This window comes from Streptomyces sp. KR55, assembly GCF_052245645.1.
GTDB lineage: Bacteria > Actinomycetota > Actinomycetes > Streptomycetales > Streptomycetaceae > Streptomyces > Streptomyces flavusporus.
On record NZ_JBQQCE010000039.1, the window covers coordinates 18,199 to 34,645 of the forward strand.

Annotated in this window: 14 protein-coding genes and 2 pseudogenes; 4 read left to right on the forward strand and 12 right to left on the reverse strand. The window is 71.7% G+C overall.

Going from position 1 to position 16,447, the window contains the following annotated elements; all coding sequences use genetic code 11:
* Positions 1 to 8: 8 nt before the first annotated feature.
* From ACTWQJ_RS08535 to ACTWQJ_RS08550, 4 genes and pseudogenes are all read right to left on the reverse strand, one after another.
* Positions 9 to 1,529 (reverse strand): annotated as a pseudogene (locus tag ACTWQJ_RS08535) (aldehyde dehydrogenase family protein).
* A 208-nt stretch (positions 1,530 to 1,737) separates the two neighbouring features.
* Complete coding sequence (locus tag ACTWQJ_RS08540; RefSeq protein WP_443306017.1) at positions 1,738 to 2,418, reverse strand: hypothetical protein; 681 nt, start codon at positions 2,416 to 2,418, stop codon at positions 1,738 to 1,740.
* Between the two features lie 685 nt (positions 2,419 to 3,103).
* A complete protein-coding gene (locus tag ACTWQJ_RS08545) occupies positions 3,104 to 3,466 on the reverse strand; it encodes a hypothetical protein (RefSeq protein ID WP_443306018.1) in 363 nt (120 codons plus the stop codon).
* On the reverse strand, positions 3,453 to 5,225 hold the full coding sequence (locus tag ACTWQJ_RS08550; RefSeq protein WP_443306019.1) for a hypothetical protein: 1,773 nt from the start codon (positions 5,223 to 5,225) through the stop codon (positions 3,453 to 3,455). Before ACTWQJ_RS08550 ends, ACTWQJ_RS08545 begins: the two co-directional genes overlap by 14 nt.
* A 185-nt stretch (positions 5,226 to 5,410) precedes the next feature.
* On the opposite strand from ACTWQJ_RS08550, the gene ACTWQJ_RS08555 reads away from it, so the two are divergent.
* Complete coding sequence (locus tag ACTWQJ_RS08555; RefSeq protein ID WP_443306020.1) at positions 5,411 to 6,316, forward strand: GNAT family N-acetyltransferase; 906 nt, start codon at positions 5,411 to 5,413, stop codon at positions 6,314 to 6,316.
* A 26-nt stretch (positions 6,317 to 6,342) separates the two neighbouring features.
* Here ACTWQJ_RS08555 and ACTWQJ_RS08560 read toward each other — a convergent pair whose 3' ends face one another.
* The 5 genes from ACTWQJ_RS08560 to ACTWQJ_RS08580 all read right to left on the reverse strand — a co-directional run bounded on the left by ACTWQJ_RS08560 (position 6,343) and on the right by ACTWQJ_RS08580 (position 11,104).
* Positions 6,343 to 6,645, reverse strand: a complete 303-nt coding sequence (locus tag ACTWQJ_RS08560; protein WP_443306021.1) for an ATP-binding protein — start codon at positions 6,643 to 6,645, stop codon at positions 6,343 to 6,345.
* A gap of 42 nt (positions 6,646 to 6,687) precedes the next feature.
* The gene (locus ACTWQJ_RS08565) at positions 6,688 to 7,677 is read right to left on the reverse strand and encodes a malate dehydrogenase (protein ID WP_443306022.1); all 990 of its coding nucleotides are present in this window, start codon (positions 7,675 to 7,677) and stop codon (positions 6,688 to 6,690) included.
* 317 nt (positions 7,678 to 7,994) lie between these two features.
* Positions 7,995 to 9,266 (reverse strand): DUF2690 domain-containing protein, encoded by a 1,272-nt coding sequence (locus tag ACTWQJ_RS08570; RefSeq protein WP_443306023.1) that lies wholly within the window; start codon positions 9,264 to 9,266, stop codon positions 7,995 to 7,997.
* 526 nt (positions 9,267 to 9,792) lie between these two features.
* Positions 9,793 to 10,260, reverse strand: a complete 468-nt coding sequence (locus ACTWQJ_RS08575; RefSeq protein ID WP_443306024.1) for a DUF3017 domain-containing protein — start codon at positions 10,258 to 10,260, stop codon at positions 9,793 to 9,795.
* Positions 10,250 to 11,104 (reverse strand): bifunctional methylenetetrahydrofolate dehydrogenase/methenyltetrahydrofolate cyclohydrolase, encoded by an 855-nt coding sequence (locus tag ACTWQJ_RS08580; protein ID WP_385512644.1) that lies wholly within the window; start codon positions 11,102 to 11,104, stop codon positions 10,250 to 10,252. The genes ACTWQJ_RS08575 and ACTWQJ_RS08580 overlap by 11 nt, the downstream gene beginning before the upstream one ends.
* A gap of 319 nt (positions 11,105 to 11,423) precedes the next feature.
* Between ACTWQJ_RS08580 and ACTWQJ_RS08585 the strand changes: the two genes are divergently transcribed.
* Positions 11,424 to 12,038 (forward strand): hypothetical protein, encoded by a 615-nt coding sequence (locus tag ACTWQJ_RS08585; protein WP_385512643.1) that lies wholly within the window; start codon positions 11,424 to 11,426, stop codon positions 12,036 to 12,038.
* A 94-nt stretch (positions 12,039 to 12,132) separates the two neighbouring features.
* Here ACTWQJ_RS08585 and purH read toward each other — a convergent pair whose 3' ends face one another.
* On the reverse strand, positions 12,133 to 13,698 hold the full coding sequence (gene purH, locus ACTWQJ_RS08590) for a bifunctional phosphoribosylaminoimidazolecarboxamide formyltransferase/IMP cyclohydrolase (protein ID WP_443306025.1): 1,566 nt from the start codon (positions 13,696 to 13,698) through the stop codon (positions 12,133 to 12,135).
* Complete coding sequence (gene purN, locus ACTWQJ_RS08595) at positions 13,695 to 14,324, reverse strand: phosphoribosylglycinamide formyltransferase (RefSeq protein WP_443306026.1); 630 nt, start codon at positions 14,322 to 14,324, stop codon at positions 13,695 to 13,697. Before purN ends, purH begins: the two co-directional genes overlap by 4 nt.
* Positions 14,325 to 14,624: 300 nt before the next feature.
* Between purN and ACTWQJ_RS08600 the strand changes: the two genes are divergently transcribed.
* The gene (locus tag ACTWQJ_RS08600; RefSeq protein ID WP_443306027.1) at positions 14,625 to 15,446 is read left to right on the forward strand and encodes a hypothetical protein; all 822 of its coding nucleotides are present in this window, start codon (positions 14,625 to 14,627) and stop codon (positions 15,444 to 15,446) included.
* 164 nt (positions 15,447 to 15,610) lie between these two features.
* On the opposite strand, the gene ACTWQJ_RS08605 is transcribed toward ACTWQJ_RS08600, so the two are convergent.
* Positions 15,611 to 15,880 (reverse strand): hypothetical protein, encoded by a 270-nt coding sequence (locus tag ACTWQJ_RS08605; protein ID WP_443306028.1) that lies wholly within the window; start codon positions 15,878 to 15,880, stop codon positions 15,611 to 15,613.
* A gap of 4 nt (positions 15,881 to 15,884) precedes the next feature.
* Between ACTWQJ_RS08605 and ACTWQJ_RS08610 the strand changes: the two are divergent.
* Positions 15,885 to 16,447: pseudogene (locus ACTWQJ_RS08610) on the forward strand (hypothetical protein); the annotation flags it as partial.

Sequence of the window (16,447 nt, forward strand, 5' to 3'; positions counted from 1 at the left end):
GGGCGGGCTCAGCCCGCGAACCAGCGCACCGGCTTGGGCGCGAGGTTCTGGTAGACGTGCTTGGCCTCGCGGTACTCGGCGAGTCCGGCCGGGCCGAGTTCACGGCCGACGCCGCTCTTGCCGAAGCCGCCCCACTCCGCCTGCGGCAGGTAGGGGTGGAAGTCGTTGATCCAGACGGTGCCGTGCCGCAGCCGGCCCGCGACCCGGCGGGCCCGCCCGGCGTCGGCGGTCCAGACGGCGCCTGCCAGCCCGTACTCGGTGTCGTTGGCGAGCGCGACGGCCTCGTCCTCCGTGCGGAAGGTCTCCACCGTCAGGACCGGCCCGAAGACCTCTTCCCGTACGACCCTCATCTCGCGGTGGCACTGGTCGAGCACCGTCGGCTCGTAGAAGTAGCCGGTCGCGGGCCGCTCGGGAGCCGGGTCGGGGCGCTTGCCGCCGCAGCGCAGCACCGCGCCCTCGGCCAGCGCGGAGGCGACGTAGTCCTCGGTCTTCGCGCGCTGCTGCTCGGAGACGAGCGGGCCGCACTCGACGCCCGGCTCGGTGCCGCGGCCCAGGCGGATCTTCGCGGCGCGGCGGGCGAGTTCGGCGACGAACCGCTCCCTGACGCTCTCCTCGATGATGAGCCGCGCGCCCGCCGAGCAGACCTGGCCGCTGTGGATGAAGGCCGCGTTGAGGGCCTGGTCGACGGCGGTGTCGAAGTCCGCCTAGGTGGCGCAGGCGTCGGCGAAGACGACGTTGGGGTTCTTGCCGACGAGTTCGAGGGCGACCTTCTTGACGGTCGGTGCGGCGGCCGCGGCCACCTTGGTGCCGCTGACCAGGCCGCCGGTGAAGGAGACCAGGTCGACGTCGGGGTGCTCGGCGAGGCGGGCGCCGACGGTGTGGCCGGGGCCCGTGACGATGCCCGCGACCCCAGCCGGCAGGCCGGCCTCGGCCAGCAGCTCGATCAGCGCGATGGTGGTCATCGGGGTGATCTCGCTCGGCTTGATCACAAAGGTGTTGCCGGCCGCGAGCGCGGGGGCGATCTTCCAGCTGGCCTGGAGGAGGGGGTAGTTCCAGGGCGTGATCAGCGCGCAGACGCCGACCGGCTCGTGCACGACCACGCTGTGGATGTCGGGCGAGCCCGCGTCGACCACCCGTCCCGGGGCCTCCGCGGCCACCAGGTCGGCGAAGTAGCGGAAGGCGTCGGCGACGCAGTCGATGTCGACACGGCCCTCTTCGAGGGTCTTGCCGGCGTCCCGGCTCTCCAGCAGGCCGAGCCGCTCCCGGTCGCGGACCAGGAGGTCGGCGACGCGGCGCAGCAGGGCGGCGCGCTCGGCGACGGGCGTGTGCGGCCACGGCCCCTCGTCGAAGGCACGCCGCGCGGCGGCCACCGCGAGGTCGGTGTCCTTCTCGTCGCCCTCCGCGACCACGGCGAACGGCAGGGCGTCCGCGGGGTCGAGGATCTCGCGTGTGGCGCCCGAGACGGCCGCTCGCCACTCGCCCTCCGCGTGGATGGTGTCGCGCGCCTGAAGTTCTGTACTGTCCGCCATGATCGGTTACTGCCTTCCGTTCCTGTTCAGCGCCCGTGAGTCACACAGGAGCCACCCACGGGACCGGGTCCTTCTGCCCTACGGCCCCGAATGCATGCGCCATTCATGACCGAACGTGCGCCGCGTCACGGAAAATGCGGACATTGCGGAAGAAAACCACTCACGGCGTGAGCAGGCGGTGACGGAGACGAGCCGCGGCCGGTGCGGGTCAGCCGACGTCCGTACCGCAGGTGGTGTACGGCGGGCAGAAGGCGCCGAGCGCCGTCCGCAGCAGCTCGCGCTCGTCGTCACGGCCGTCGGCGTCCGCTCCGTAGGCGGCGACCGCGTACAGCTTGCCGTCAGCGGCCACGAAGCGCTCGTCGACGACATGCCAGGTGCCGATGTCGGGCTCGCCCTTGATGGAGTCGACGACGTACTCCAGCCGGGAGCCGGTGGAGTCGCCGTCGTCCAGGTTCTCCAGCGAGAGCTCGGTGAATCCCGGGGCCTTCGGGACGGCGTCGGAGAGGAACAGCTCGTGGGACTCCTCGGGGGACGCCTCCGACACCTCGAACACCTGGAGCCTGCGCTCGCCGTCGGGGCTGCGGTAGTGGACGACGTCGATGCCGTACTGCGAGGACACGGTCGTGCGGATCCACCCCGTGGGGCGGGCGATGGTGAAGCCCTGGGGGTCGTCGTACGACTCGAATCCGGCGGGAAGGTCGCTGTTCAGGGCGGACGGCGAGCCGGCGGCTGTGTCCTGCGGGCCGGGATCGGAGGGCAGCCCGGAGTCGGAGGCCCCGGGTGTCTGCGACGCGCTCGCGGAGACTGCCGCGTTGCCGTCGGCCCGGCCGTCGGACGCCTCACGGTCCCTGACCACGAGGGTCACCACCAGCCCGACAACCGCTCCCACCGCAGCGGCCCCACCGACCACGGCCCAGACCTTCCCTCGCCCACCCCTGCGAGGCCCGACCGGTGCGGGCTCTGGAACACCGGGTGGGTAGGCGGGCCCGTACGGCGGCCAGGGAGCGGGTTCCGGACCGGTCCCGGGCCTCTGAATCCCGGTGAGGGTGGGCGCGGAGGGGGAAACGTGGGGAGGGGGCGGCGACGGAGACGCAGCCGGGGCGCCCCCACCGGCAGGAGCGGCACCACCGGCAGGAGGTGGCACGTCCGCGGCGGCCCCGCCGCCAGGCGAGGAACCGCCCGAACCGAATCCCCCAGAAGACGACGAACCGACCGGAGCGGCACCACCGACCGAGGGCGAGGCAGCATGACCAGCCCCGGCGGAGGCCGATCCGGCATCGGCGGCGACCGGACGGACATCGGCAACCGCCCCGGCCCCTGCCGCATCCGCATCCGCATCCGGACGGGCATCGGCGACGATCGCTCCAGCTCCACCGGCACCCGTCCCGGCATCAGGGGTGGCCGGTCCGCCGCCGGCGGCGCCCGCCCCGCCATCGGTGCTCGCCGGACCACCCGCGGCCGGTGCTTCCCCCGCCTCCTCCCACCGCTGGGTCTCCTCGTTCCAGTACCGCGGTCCGGTGCCCGTGCCCATCACATCCCCCTCGCCTCAGTCACCCGTGATGTACCCGCACACGTCACATCCCGAGCAGCCCCGCCACGGTCCCCGCCGAGGCGAGCAGCGCCGTCAGGGCCTGGGCGTCCGTGAGGAGCTCCCGGAGCCGCTGCAGGCGCCCCGCGCCGGCCGCGCCGATCCGGTTGATCTCCTCCTCGGTGTCGGCGAGCGCCGCGTCGAGCTCTGCCGTCTGTTCGCTCTGCCGCACCCGGCCGCCCGACAGATCCGCCCGCAGTTCACGCACCGCCTTCAGCAGTTCCTCGGCGGCCTCGTCCCGCTGCGCAGGCACCCCATGGTGGTGGCTCTCCGCGCGCGCGTGGCTGCCGATGGCGAAGGTGCTGCCCGAGACATCTCCGATCCGGACGTTCGGCTCATCGCTTGCCATGGCTCGCGGTTCCCTTCTGCGGCCCGAGGCCGCCGCTGGTGGCGCTGGCGTGCTCACCGATGGCGAAGGTGGAGCCCTCGACCCGGTCGATGTGCACGGCGCCGTTGCTGACGTTGACGATCTTCTGGACGAACTCGCCGGTGGCGTACCCGGCGTCGGACAGGGCGAGTCGTACGCCCCGCCCGATACGGTCCTGGATGCTCCGCAGGTACCGGGCCACGTCCATCTCCTGGAAGGTGGAGCCCGTTTCCACCGAGGCCAGTTCCCGCACCGACACCGCCGGCCCCTCGGGCAGCGCGTTCCCGTGCCCGCCGATCAGCAGCCGCCATCCGTAGGCCGCGCCCCGCGCGAGGGTGACCAGCGCGCGCCCGGCCGACCCGGGCACCAGCACCACGGCGGCGACGGCCTTGCCGAGCGCGTTGCTGGTGCGGAACCGGTGGGCGGTGCGGTCCGCGTCCTTGAACTCGGCGAGCACCGGCGTCAGTACGTGCGGCGCGACCTCGAGCATGAGCATGCGGCCCTGCGTGTGGATGCGGACGTAGACGGTGACGACCACCTCCTCCTCCCAGCCGCCGACACGGATGCGCAGGAAGTGCCGCCGCTTCTCCCCGCCCTCCTCCACGGACCGCAGCCGGTGCTGCTCGAACAACTCGGCCGCGTAGGGAGCCTGGTCGCGCCCGGTCAGCCCTTCGACGGGAAGGAAGACGCACTCGTCGATCTCGAGCCGCCGCAGCCGGTCCCGTACGGCCATGCCCGCGTACTCGGCGGGCACGCGGAGCTGTTCGAGCATGGGCCGGACCCGGTCGAGGATCGCCCGGTTGCTGATCGGCTGCTGCTTCTTGTCCTCGTCGGGCCGGAGCTCGACGGCGAGCACCCAGGTGTCGTACGGCGCTCCCGCCCCGCAGAACGGTCCCGCCTCGTTGTACATGATCAGCGGCGCGTGCTGCTCCCGCCGGATGAGCCCCATCAGCCGCCGGAAGCGCAGCCCCTCGGCCTGCTCCGCCGGGTCGCCCGCCGCGTCCGGGAACTGCCGCGGGGACAGTTCCGCGGCGAGCACCCGCGCGAACTGGCCGCGCCGCGCCGCCTCGCACAACGCGATGAGCGCGAACACGGCGATCCCGAACCAGGCCTGCCACGGCTCGACCATCTCGGAGAACAGGTCGGCGAACGGGGCGAGGGCGTCGGCGGCGTCGGAGGTCTCGAAGCCGTCACCGGAGCCGTAGGAGTCGTAGGAACCGTACGGGTCGTACGTGGATCCCGTGTCGTCGTCCGAACCGGCCCCGAAGGCGACGCCCGCGACGGCGAACAGCCAGAAGGCGACCATCAGACGGCCCCACCAGCGCGCCAGGAAGGCGGCGAACAGCCGGTACAGGGGCGGCCGGGCGGCGCGGCCCCTGATCCACGGGGCGAGGGCGAGGAGCAGGCTCGGCCACACCATTCCGGCGAGCAGCCAGCCGCTGAGCGGCACGCCGACCACCCACAGGCCGAGGATCGCGGCGGACCACAGCAGTTCCTGCCGTCGGGCGCGCAGCGCGTGCGCGAGGACGCGGGCCGCGTCGAAGCCCAGCGAGGGCGCCACGAGGCGCTGCTCGTTGAGATACAGCTCCTCGATGACACGGTCGCGGTACTCGGGATTCAGATAGGCACCCGCACACAGCAGCCGTGTCGCCTCACTGGCGTGGGGCGGGGTGGGCGGCGGCTCGGGCGGTGTCGGGGTGTCCGTGTGGTGCGGTTGCTGCGGCACGTATCCGGTGCTCACGCCGATCTCCCGATGCGCATGTGTCGTTGGTGACTGACGAGTTGACGAGCCATCAGCATAGGCGAGGAGCGAGACCGGAGGAAATCGGTTTGTCAAGCGTGTACTGCTGTGACATGCGTCAAGCTTTGGCCTTGGCTTCCCGGATCCCGCTGGCACCCACCCAGTCCTTTGACTAAAGTCAAAGAATGACGGAGTCAGTGTCGACGGAGCACGTGGCGGCTTTCCGCCGCTTCAACCGCTACTTCACGCGCCGCATCGGGGCCCTGAACGACCACTACCTCGGTCAGGACCGGCCGCTCGGCGAGGCCCGCCTGCTGTTCGAGATCGCGGCGGCCGGCGGCCCGGACGGGATCTCCCTGCGCGAGCTCAGAACCCGCCTCGGGCTGGACGCCGGCTATCTGAGCCGGATGACGAAGAGGCTCCAGGACCAGGGCATGGTCGTGCTGAGCGCGCACCCCGAGGACAACCGGCTGCGCATGGCACGGCTGACCCCGGCCGGGCACGTGGAGGTCAAGGAACAGAACCGCCGGGCCGACGCGCTCGCCACGGGCGTCCTGGAAGGCCTGGCCCCGGACCTGCGAGCACGGCTCACGGAGGCGATGACCACCGCCGGACGCCTGCTGCGACTGGCGGCGATCACGGTGAAACCCGTGGACGCCCACACCCCGGACGCCCGGACCTGCCTCGACGCCTACGCCGACGATCTCGACACCCGCTTCCCCGAGGGCTTCGACCGCGCCGACCTGGTGGCCCCGGAGGAGGTGTCGGGGGACGCAGGGGCGTTCTTCGTCGCGTACGAGGAGGACCGCCCCGTGGGCTGCGGAGCCCTGCGACGACTGGAACCGGGCGTGGGCGAGATCAAACACGTCTGGGTCCACCCGGACGCCCGCCGCCTGGGCCTGGCCCGCCGCATCCTGGAGGCCCTGGAGCAGGAGGCCCTGCGCCGAGCCTGGAGGGTCGTACGCCTCGACACCCACGCGGTCCTCACCGAGGCCCAGACGATGTACCGGGCCTGCGGCTACACGGAGATCCCGGCATACGGTGAACACGTGTACGCGAGCCACTGGTTCGAGAAACGCCTCGCTTCCTGAACCGCGCCGACAGGGCACGACCACGCTTACGACGTTCGCGGCAAGGCCAGCTCGCACCACACCGTCTTGCCGCACGCGTCCTGCCGTACGCCCCAGCGTGTGGCCAGGGCGTCGAGCAGAAGGAGGCCTCGGCCCGTCTCCTCGTCCGCGCCGGGGTGGCGCAGGATCAGCCAGGCGTGCGGGTCCGGATCGGCGACCTCCACGCGCGTACGGCCGTCGCCCTCGCGGATCAGCCGGAGGACCACCGGTGTGCCCTCGCCGACGTGGGAGATCACGTTGGCCAGCAACTCACTGACACAGAGCTTGGGCGTAAAGCAACGGCCCCGCACCGGCCGGAACCAGTGCGGGGCCCAGTGTCCAAAGCGGGCGGATCAGATGAGGCCGAGGCCGCGGACCGCCTCGCGCTCCTCCTCGAGCTCCTTGACGGAGACGTCGATACGGGCGCGGGAGAACTCGTTGATCTCCAGGCCCTGGACGATCTCGTACTTGCCGTCCTTCGTGGTGACCGGGAAGGAAGAGATCAGGCCCTCCGGGACGCCGTAGGAGCCGTCGGACGGGATGCCCATGGAGACCCAGTCGCCCTCCGGGGTGCCGTTGACCCAGGAGTAGACGTGGTCGATGGCGGCGTTGGCGGCGGAGGCCGCGGAGGACGCGCCGCGGGCCTCGATGATCGCGGCGCCGCGCTTGGCGACGGTCGGGATGAAGTCCTCGGCGAGCCACTTCTCGTCGTTCACGACCTCGGCGGCGTTCTTGCCGGCGACCGTGGCGTGGAAGATGTCGGGGTACTGCGTGGCGGAGTGGTTGCCCCAGATCGTCAGCTTCCTGATCTCGGAGACCGGGGTGCCCGTCTTCTTCGACAGCTGGGTCAGCGCCCGGTTGTGGTCCAGGCGGGTCATCGCGGTGAAGCGCTCCGCCGGTACGTCCGGGGCGGCGGCCTGTGCGATCAGCGCGTTGGTGTTGGCCGGGTTGCCGACGACCAGGACCTTGATGTCGTCCGCGGCGTGCGCGTTGATGGCCTGGCCCTGCGGCTTGAAGATGCCGCCGTTGGCCTCCAGCAGGTCACCGCGCTCCATGCCCTTGGTGCGCGGGCGGGCGCCCACCAGGAGGGCGACGTTGGCGCCGTCGAAGGCGACGTTCGGGTCGTCGCTGATGTCGATGCCCTGGAGCAGCGGGAACGCGCAGTCGTCCAGCTCCATCGCGGTGCCCTCGGCGGCCTTCAGCGCTGGGGTGATCTCCAGGAGGCGAAGCCTGACCGGCACGTCCGCGCCGAGCAGCTGGCCGGAGGCGATGCGGAAGAGCAGGGCGTAACCGATCTGGCCGGCCGCGCCGGTGACGGTGACGTTCACGGGAGTGCGGGTCATGGCGTTCTCCGTATGACAGCTGGCGGTGGGGCGTCCCTGCCCCGGCTATTTTGATCGATCTCTTGGCGTCAAGAGAGATCCAGCGTCAGGCTATCGCGCATCCGGGATCCCGGATGTCCGGGTCGGTGTGGCCCAGCCCACAGCACCACGAAAGGCGGCGGCCGCCCGTCCGGGAGAGGAGAGACGGGACGGCCGCCGTGTGGGGGTACCGTTGCCGGACTCCCGTGGGGGTACGGTTCGCGTGCCCAGGAACACGGCGGCCATTCCTCTGTCCCCCGGCCAATTTCCACCGGACGGGCTCGACTCGCTGACCTGCGTCAGTCCGTGCACCCCTCCTGTCCCGACGCCAGCGTCGCGCACGCCGTCGCCTCGCCCGCGTCCCGCACCGCCACCATCGGCGTGTATGCGATGGCGTCGCCGGCGACCGTGATGGAGCCCTTCTGCTTGGCGTCGCCCGCGGTCACCTGGACCTCGTCACCCTGCGCCGCCTGGGTGATGCGTCCCCAGGCCGCGCCACAGGTCTTGCTGTAGCGGACCTCGACGACGGTCGTGCCCACGGTCGCCGTCTTGGCGGTGGTCACCAGGTCCCCGCTGCACCCCATGCTCTCCGCGTCCTTGCCGGTGCAGCTGTCGCCGCTGCACTTCACGCCCGGCGGCAGGTTGGCGTCGGTGGTGACGGAGGGCGACGGGGAGGGCGACGCGTCGTTGTTCTTGTCGCCGTCGCCGCCGTTGGTGAGATAGAACGCGGCGGCGGCCACGACGACCACACCGACGGCTCCCGCGAGGAACATCGTCAGCCGACGCCTGCCCGACGACCTGCCGGAGGCCGGCCGACCGCCGGACGGGGGGCGGCCGGAGTGGCCGGGGTGGCCGGCGGGTGTCGCCGACGGTGCGGCGCCGGTCCCGAATCCGGCACCGGCGCTGGTTCCTGCTCCGGCCCCGTTCTCGTTTCCGGCCCCGGCTCCGGCGCTACGACCGGCACCGGGCCCCGCTCCGGTTCGCGCACCCGCTCCGCGGCCGCCGGTCTGCGAGGGTCCCGCGTATCCCGCGAGCCCCCACGAGTTGCCGCCCGAGGAAGCCCCCGAGCCGGCCGCCCGTGCGGTGCCCTCGCGTGCGTCCGCGTCGGACGGCGTGGGCTGCTGCGGCACCGTCGGGGACACGCCCGCCGGTCCCGCGATGCCGGGAGTCGCCGTCGCGCTGCCGCCCCGGCGGGCCGACTTGCCGCCCTTGGCGTTCGCCGGTGGCGCCCCGAACTCGCCCAGTGCCGCACGGGCCTGGGAGATCCGTATCGCCTCCATGGTCATGTCGTGGCGCATCTCCGAACGGCTCCAGGCGCGCTCGGCGAGCTCCCACATCGTCGTCAGGTGAATGGGATTGGTGCCGGTGACCTCGGCCAGGGCGACGATCGCACCCTTGGGCGCGAGCAGCCGACCGTTGAGATAACGCTCCCAGGACGTCTTGCTGTAGCCCGTGCGGTCGGCCACCGCCGCGACGTTCAGGCCGCTGCGGTCCACGAGCCGCCGCAACTGGCTCGTGAACTCCCTGACCTGCGGATCGAGTTCGTCCGGCAAGGCCCTCCAACGAGGCATTGCTTCCCCCTCTTCCCCCCGGTTCGTGCTGGTTCTTCCCCCGCGCGTGCTGCCCTCTGCCGAGTCCCCGTTCTGGCTACCCACAGGGATGCGCCCGGTCAGGATCTCAGTTCCCGGGGTGGGGGCGCACGGGGGCGTTGGCGCCGCGGGCATGCACCGTTGCACGCCCACTGGTCGGCGGTCCAGCTCGGGACGTCCCGGACCGTCCCGATTGGGCAGATTAGCCCCGCTGTGCAGCGCCTTGGTCCCGGATCCCGGAACTGTCAATACATCGACACAACGGACACACACCGGTGACCTCGGGCGCCCCAGCGGTGCCTCTCCCACTCAGACGCAACCGCGCCAAGGACGCCAAGGACGTCAAGGACGCCGAGGACTGTCGCAGGGCGCGGACACGGTAGCGGAACGGTCACCTCCGAGCCACAGCGTACGGACAGCTGTTGAACAGCCCGTTCGCCGTGCGGGAGTTTGGGTGCGGTGGCGGCCCGTCCTTGCTCGGGGGAGGGGACGGGTCGCCGCCGTGCAGCTAACTGCTGACCGTGAAGTGCAGCGTGTCCTTCAGGAACGGGATCTCCAGCCAGGGATCCGGCTGGACCATCATCGCCAGCATGACGATGGCCGAGCCCAGCACGCCGTAGGTGAGGATGTCGGTGAAGCGGGAGCGGACCGCGAGCATGCCGACGTCCGGCAGCATCCAGCGCAGTACCGCGCCGCCCAGCAGGGCGACGCCGACCAGCAGCGTCCCGATCCGGAAGGCGTCCAGGGCGGTCAGCAGCAGGCCGAGGCCGACCAGCGCGAGCACCAGCAGGACCGGCCACTGGCGGGCCGGTGCCGGGGCGGCGCCGGAGGCCGCCCTGCCGCCGCCCTCGGGACGCGCGGTGTCCCGCGTGAACAGCGGGAAGCGGCGGGTGACGCGGCGCGGTATGCCCTCGGCATCGGGCGCGCTGACCGCGTCCCGCACCTCGATCTCGTCCTCCGGGTGCTCAGTCGACACTGCGCTCCGCCGCCTCGACCACGTTGACCAGCAGCTGGGCCCGGGTCATCGGGCCGACGCCGCCAGGATTCGGGGAGATCCAGCCGGCCACCTCGGCCACGCCCGGGTGGACATCGCCCACGATCTTGCCCTCGGCGCTGCGCGAGACACCGACGTCGAGGACGGCCGCGCCCGGCTTGACGTCCTCGGGACGGATGAGGTGGGCGGAGCCTGCGGCGGCGATGATGATGTCCGCACGCTTCAGATGCGAAGACAGATCCCGCGTGCCGGTGTGGCACTGGGTCACCGTCGCGTTCTCGCTGCGCCGGGTGAGCAGCAGGGGCATCGGACGGCCGATGGTCACCCCGCGGCCGACGACCACGACCTCGGCACCCTTGATCTCCACGCCGTAGCGGCGCAGCAGGGTCAGCACACCGTTCGGCGTGCAGGGCAGCGGCGCCGGCTCGTTCAGGACCAGCCGCCCGAGGTTCATCGGGTGCAGCCCGTCGGCGTCCTTGTCGGGGTCCATGAGTTCGAGGATGCGGTTCTCGTCGATGCCCTTGGGGAGCGGCAGTTGGACGATGTAGCCGGTGCAGGCCGGGTCCTCGTTCAGTTCCCGTACGACCGCCTCGATCTCGTCCTGCGTCGCCGTGCCGGGCAGTTCGCGCTGGATGGAGGCGATGCCGACCTCGGCGCAGTCGCGGTGCTTGCCGGCGACGTACTTCTGGCTGCCGGGGTCGTCCCCGACGAGGATCGTGCCGAGGCCGGGCGTGACGCCCTTCTCCTTCAGCGCCGCCACGCGGGCGGTCAGATCGGACTTGATCGCGGCTGCAGTGGCCTTGCCATCGAGAATCTGGGCGGTCATGAACCCATCCTCCCGGATGACCGGGTCCCGGTTCCAATCCGGGTGCTCCGGAGCCTGTCCCGCCGTAGGCCCTCATGGTCCCCTGATGGCCCCCTGACGAATCAACTCATGAATCCCCTCATGGTCCCTCATGATCGATGATGTTGCACTTGCACAACACATCCGGAATGCGGCTGGACAAGCCGACGGTGACTGAAGAACGATTGTCGGAACAGTGCCGCGGGCAGTACCGGGGGGACGAACCGCATCTGTAGAACCTTCCTCCGAATCCGGCCGCGCCTCGTCCCCGCACTCCAGGCAAAACGGAGGAAAGACCGCCATGAGTTTCGGCGACCCGAACAACCCCTACGGGCACGGGCAGCCGCCCCAGCAGCCCCAGGCCCCCGCTCCCGGTTACGGCTACCCCCAGCAGACGCCGCCCGGCGCCCCGCCGCAGGGCTACGGATACCCGGCGGCCCCGCCCGTCCAGCAGCCGTACGGCGGCGGTTACATGCCCGGTGCTCCCGCGCAGATGCCGGGCATCACCCGCGCCTCGCAGATCATGCTCGGTGTGATCGCGCTGGCCCATGCGGTCATCGCCGTGCTGTACGGGGTCGCGCTCGGCCAGTGGGACGAGACCATGGCCGAGGCAGGTGTCACCGGTGACTCCGAGGCGGAGGCGATCGCCGATCTGGGCAAGGGCGTCGTCGTCTTCTTCCTCGGTCTCGCCACTGTGTTCGCGATCCTCGGTCTTGCGCTGCTGCTGCAGTACGCCAAGGGTGGCAACGGTGTCCGCGTCTGCTCGATCGTCTACGGTTCGTTCGCGATCGTCACGGGCATCTTCATGATCGCGGCTTACGGCATCGGTCTGATCATCATCGCGATCTCCATCCTGGTGATCGTCTTCTCCGCGAAGCGCGCCAGCGCCGAGTGGTTCCGCCGCCCGCGCTACTGAGCCGCAGGCCGACGGAACGCTTCGCGCCATTCACGCCGAGGGCCGCGTCCCACCCGTGCAAGGGGGACACGGCCCTGGTGCTTCGTCGGGCGCCTCAGTGGAAGAAGTGGCGCGTCCCCGTGAAGTACATCGTGATGCCCGCCTTCTGCGCGGCCTCCACGACCTGCTCGTCACGGACCGAACCGCCGGGCTGGACCACGGCCTTGACGCCGGCCCCGGTGAGGATCTCCAGGCCGTCCGGGAAGGGGAAGAACGCGTCCGAGGCGGCGTAGGAACCCTGCGCACGCTCGGCGCCCGCCCGCTCCACGGCCAGCTTCGCCGAGTCGACGCGGTTGACCTGGCCCATGCCGACGCCGACCGAGGCACCGTCCTTGGCGAGCAGGATGGCGTTGGACTTCACCGCACGGCAGGCCTTCCATGCGAAGGCCAGCTCGCGCAGTTCGTCGGCGCTCAGGGCCTCGCCGGTCGCCAGGGTCCAGTTGGCGGGGTCGTCGCCGTCGGCCTGGAAGACGTCCGTCACCTGGGCCAGGCCGCCGCCGTCGATCGGGCGGAACTCGGCGACCAGCTCTGGCGCCTCGGGGCAGCGCAGCACACGGATGTTCTTCTTCTTGGTGAGGGCTTCGAGCGCGCCCTCCTCGTAGTCGGGGGCGACGACGACCTCGGTGAAGATCTCGGCGACCTGCTCGGCCATCTCCTTGCTGACCGGCCGGTTGACGGCGATGACGCCGCCGAACGCCGACAACGGGTCGCAGGCGTGCGCCTTGCGGTGGGCCTCGGCGACGTCCGCGCCGATCGCGATGCCGCACGGATTGGCGTGCTTGATGATCGCGACGCACGGCTCGGCGTGGTCGTACGCGGCACGGCGGGCGGCGTCCGTGTCGACGTAGTTGTTGTACGACATCTCCTTGCCGTGCAGCTGCTCCGCCGCGGCCAGGCCGCCGCAGCCGCCGGTGTAGAGGGCGGCGGGCTGGTGCGGGTTCTCGCCGTAGCGCAGCACCTGCTTGCGCTCGTACGTCACCCCGATGAACTCCGGGAACTCCTCGCCGTCACCGGCGTACTCGCCCGCGAACCAGCCCGCGACCGCCACGTCGTACTCGGCGGTGTGGCGGAACGCCTCGGCGGCCAGCCGCTTGCGGGTGGGGAGGTCGAAGCCGCCGTCGCGCACGGCGGCGAGGATGTCGGCGTACCGCTCGGGGCTGGTGACCACGGCGACCGAGGGGTGGTTCTTGGCCGCGGCGCGGACCATCGACGGCCCGCCGATGTCGATCTGCTCCACGCACTCGTCGGGCGAGGCGCCGGAGGCGACGGTCTCCTGGAACGGGTAGAGGTTGACGACCACGAGGTCGAACGGCGCGACGCCCAGCTCGTCGAGCTGCTGCCGGTGGCTGTCCAGGCGCAGGTCGGCGAGGATGCCCGCGTGGACCCTGGGGTGCAGGGTCTTGACGCGGCCGTCCAGGCACTCGGGGAAGCCGGTGAGCTCCTCGACCTTGGTGACGGGGACGCCGGCGGCGGCGATGCGGGCGGCGGTGGAGCCGGTGGAGACCAGCTCGACGCCGGCCTCGTGCAGACCGCGTGCGAGGTCTTCCAGACCCGTCTTGTCGTAGACGCTGACGAGCGCCCGTCGAATGGCCCGCTTGTTGCTCTCGGCGGTGGCGGTCACTGGATAACTACCTTTCGTCCCTCAATGCGATAGCCGTTGCGGGCGAGCCGCCCCACGACATCGACGAGCAGCCTTCGCTCGACTTCCTTGATGCGCTCGTGCAGCGCACTCTCGTCGTCCTCGTCCCGGACCTCCACCACGCCCTGCGCGATGATCGGCCCGGTGTCGACGCCGTCGTCGACGAAGTGGACGGTGCAGCCGGTGACCCTGGCGCCGTACGCGAGCGCGTCGCGGACACCGTGGGCGCCGGGAAAACTGGGGAGGAGCGCGGGGTGGGTGTTGATGAACCGCCCGCCGTAACGGGCGAGGAACTCCTTGCCCACGATCTTCATGAACCCGGCGGAGACGACGAGATCGGGCTCGTACGCGGCGACGGCCCCGGCGAGGGCCGCGTCCCACTCCTCGCGGGTGGCGTAGTCCTTGACCCGGCACACGAACGTGGGCAGCCCGGCGCGCTCGGCCCGCGCCAGCCCCTCGATGCCGGCGCGGTCGGCTCCGACGGCCACGATCTCGGCTCCGTACGCCTCGGCGCCGGTGGTCTCGATGGCGTCGAGGAGCGCCTGCAGATTGGTGCCGGATCCGGAGACCAGCACGACGAGGCGCTTGACCACGGGCTTGGCGGCCACGGTGGGGCCCTTTCTCGGGGAAGCGTGTGCACGGTCGGCCGGGTACGGCGCCGGTATGTGCGTTCGTACGAATGCTTCACGCCCCCGGATACGGGGAAGCCTACGAAGCGGCCGACCGTCAGCAACGATACCGGCACACCAGGCATCCCCCACGGGACGGGGGCGTGGCCGGAAGGTAGCGTCTGGGAGGAGCGGGCTCGGGAACGCGGCCGGAGTGCGGTGCGTTCACGAGAGGACGGCTCACGCCAGACCAGCCGTATCCAGACCAGTCGTATTCACCAAGGGGAAGACGCTCACTTGATGTCGGACCGCAGCCTGCGACTCCTCACGCTCCCCCCTCAGTCGGCACGGGGAGGGGAGCGCGCCGGCGTGCTGCTGCGGGAGCGCCCCTCGATGCCGCCCGGCGCGCCCTCGGGTGACGCCGACGACCGGCGGGGCGGTGCGGCCCAGGACGACAACCCGTTCGCGCCACCGCCGGAGGGCACGCCGGACCGGCCGTGGCAGCCGCGGCGCCCGTCCGGCGACGGAGGGGACTCCCAGGGTTCGCAGGGCTCCCCCGACTCTCCGGGCTCCTCCGGCTCGCAGGGTGAGGGCGGCCGACCCGTGTGGGGCAGCCAGTGGAGCGACCGGCAGCCCGGCCGCTCCTCCGGCGGCGGCTTCGGAGACCGGCCCGGCCGCAGCCCCGAGGGGCAGGGCGGCGGTCCGGGCCAGAGCGGACTGCGCTGGGACCCCACGGATCCGGCACAGCGTCGCGCGCGCTACACACTGCTGGCCGGCATGTGGGCCTTCTTCTTCGCCCTCTTCAGCTGGCCGTACGTGGCACTGCTGCTCGGCGCGCTGGCCCTCTACTGGGGCATCAGCTCCCTGCGCACCAAGCCCCGCACCCCCAGCCCCGACACCCCGGCCCCCACGACACCGGCCCGCCCACAGACCGCGGCCGCAGTGAGCGGCCTGGTCACGGCGTCCCTGGCCATCATGCTCGTCGCCGCGACCTTCACCGCACAGTTCGTGTACCGCGACTACTACACCTGCACCAACGACGCCCTCACCAACGAGGCCAGACAGGCGTGCACCAAGCTGCTGCCGGAGGAGTTGCGGGGGGTTTTGGGGGCTAACGCTTAGTTGTTTCGGGGCGTTGGGGGGTCCGGGGGTGCGCCTTCGGGGCTCGGGTGTTCGAGGTCCGGAAGGTGCGCCATAGGGCTCGGGCGTTTGGAAGGCGCGGGACACGCCGGACTCCGGGAGGCGGCGGCCTCCGCGCAACGCCGGGCTCCGGGAGGCGGCTGGCATCAAGAGTCGTCCGGCTCCGGTGGCTCCGCCCTCCTGGACGCCTCCTTCAACGCCGCCCAGCGGGCCTCGCGGGTGTCGTCGCGCCAGGGCATCGGGGGGTCGACGGGCAGGAAGTCGTAGGGCTCGAGGGTGGGGTCGTACGGGGCGTCCGGGCGGCCTGCGTAGGGCGCGGCCTGCGATGCGGTCGACCGAGGATCCGGGCCGACACCGTCGCGCTTGCGGGATGACGAGCCGCCGGAGAAGGGCCACCGTCGGCGACGTCGCCGCACACCGGTGTCCGACGCTTCCGCGCGAGCCTCCGGCCTCTGCGTCCCGGAGTTCGAGGTCCCCGCGCCGGGATGCGCCATCTCCGTCCGGCTGTTCGCCGCGTCCACGCCGGATTCCGATACCCGCGCCTGCCGCTTCGCCGCCCTCTCCCCGGAGTCCGACGCCCGCTTCCGCCCCGTCGCCGCCCTCTCCCCGGAGTCCGACGCCCGCGGCCCAACCCTCGCCGCTGCCTCCCCTGCATCGGCCACACCCGTCCGAACGTTCGCCTCGGCCGAGGCAGACTCCGGACTCTTCACACGCCCCTTCGCCCCAACCGCCCCTGCGTCCGCCGCTCCCGCCCCGACGCTCGGCTTCCCCACCGCGGAATCAATCACCTCGGCCCAGACGTCCAACTCAGTCGCCGCAGACTCCGGACTCTCCACGCGCCCCTTCATCCCAACCGCCCCCGCGTCCGCCGCTCCCGCCCCGACGCTCGGCTTCCCCACCACGGGATCAATCACCCAGGCCCACACGTCCAACTCACTCGCCGCAAAGCCAGCCGCTCCAGCCAGGACACCCGACCCTCCGGC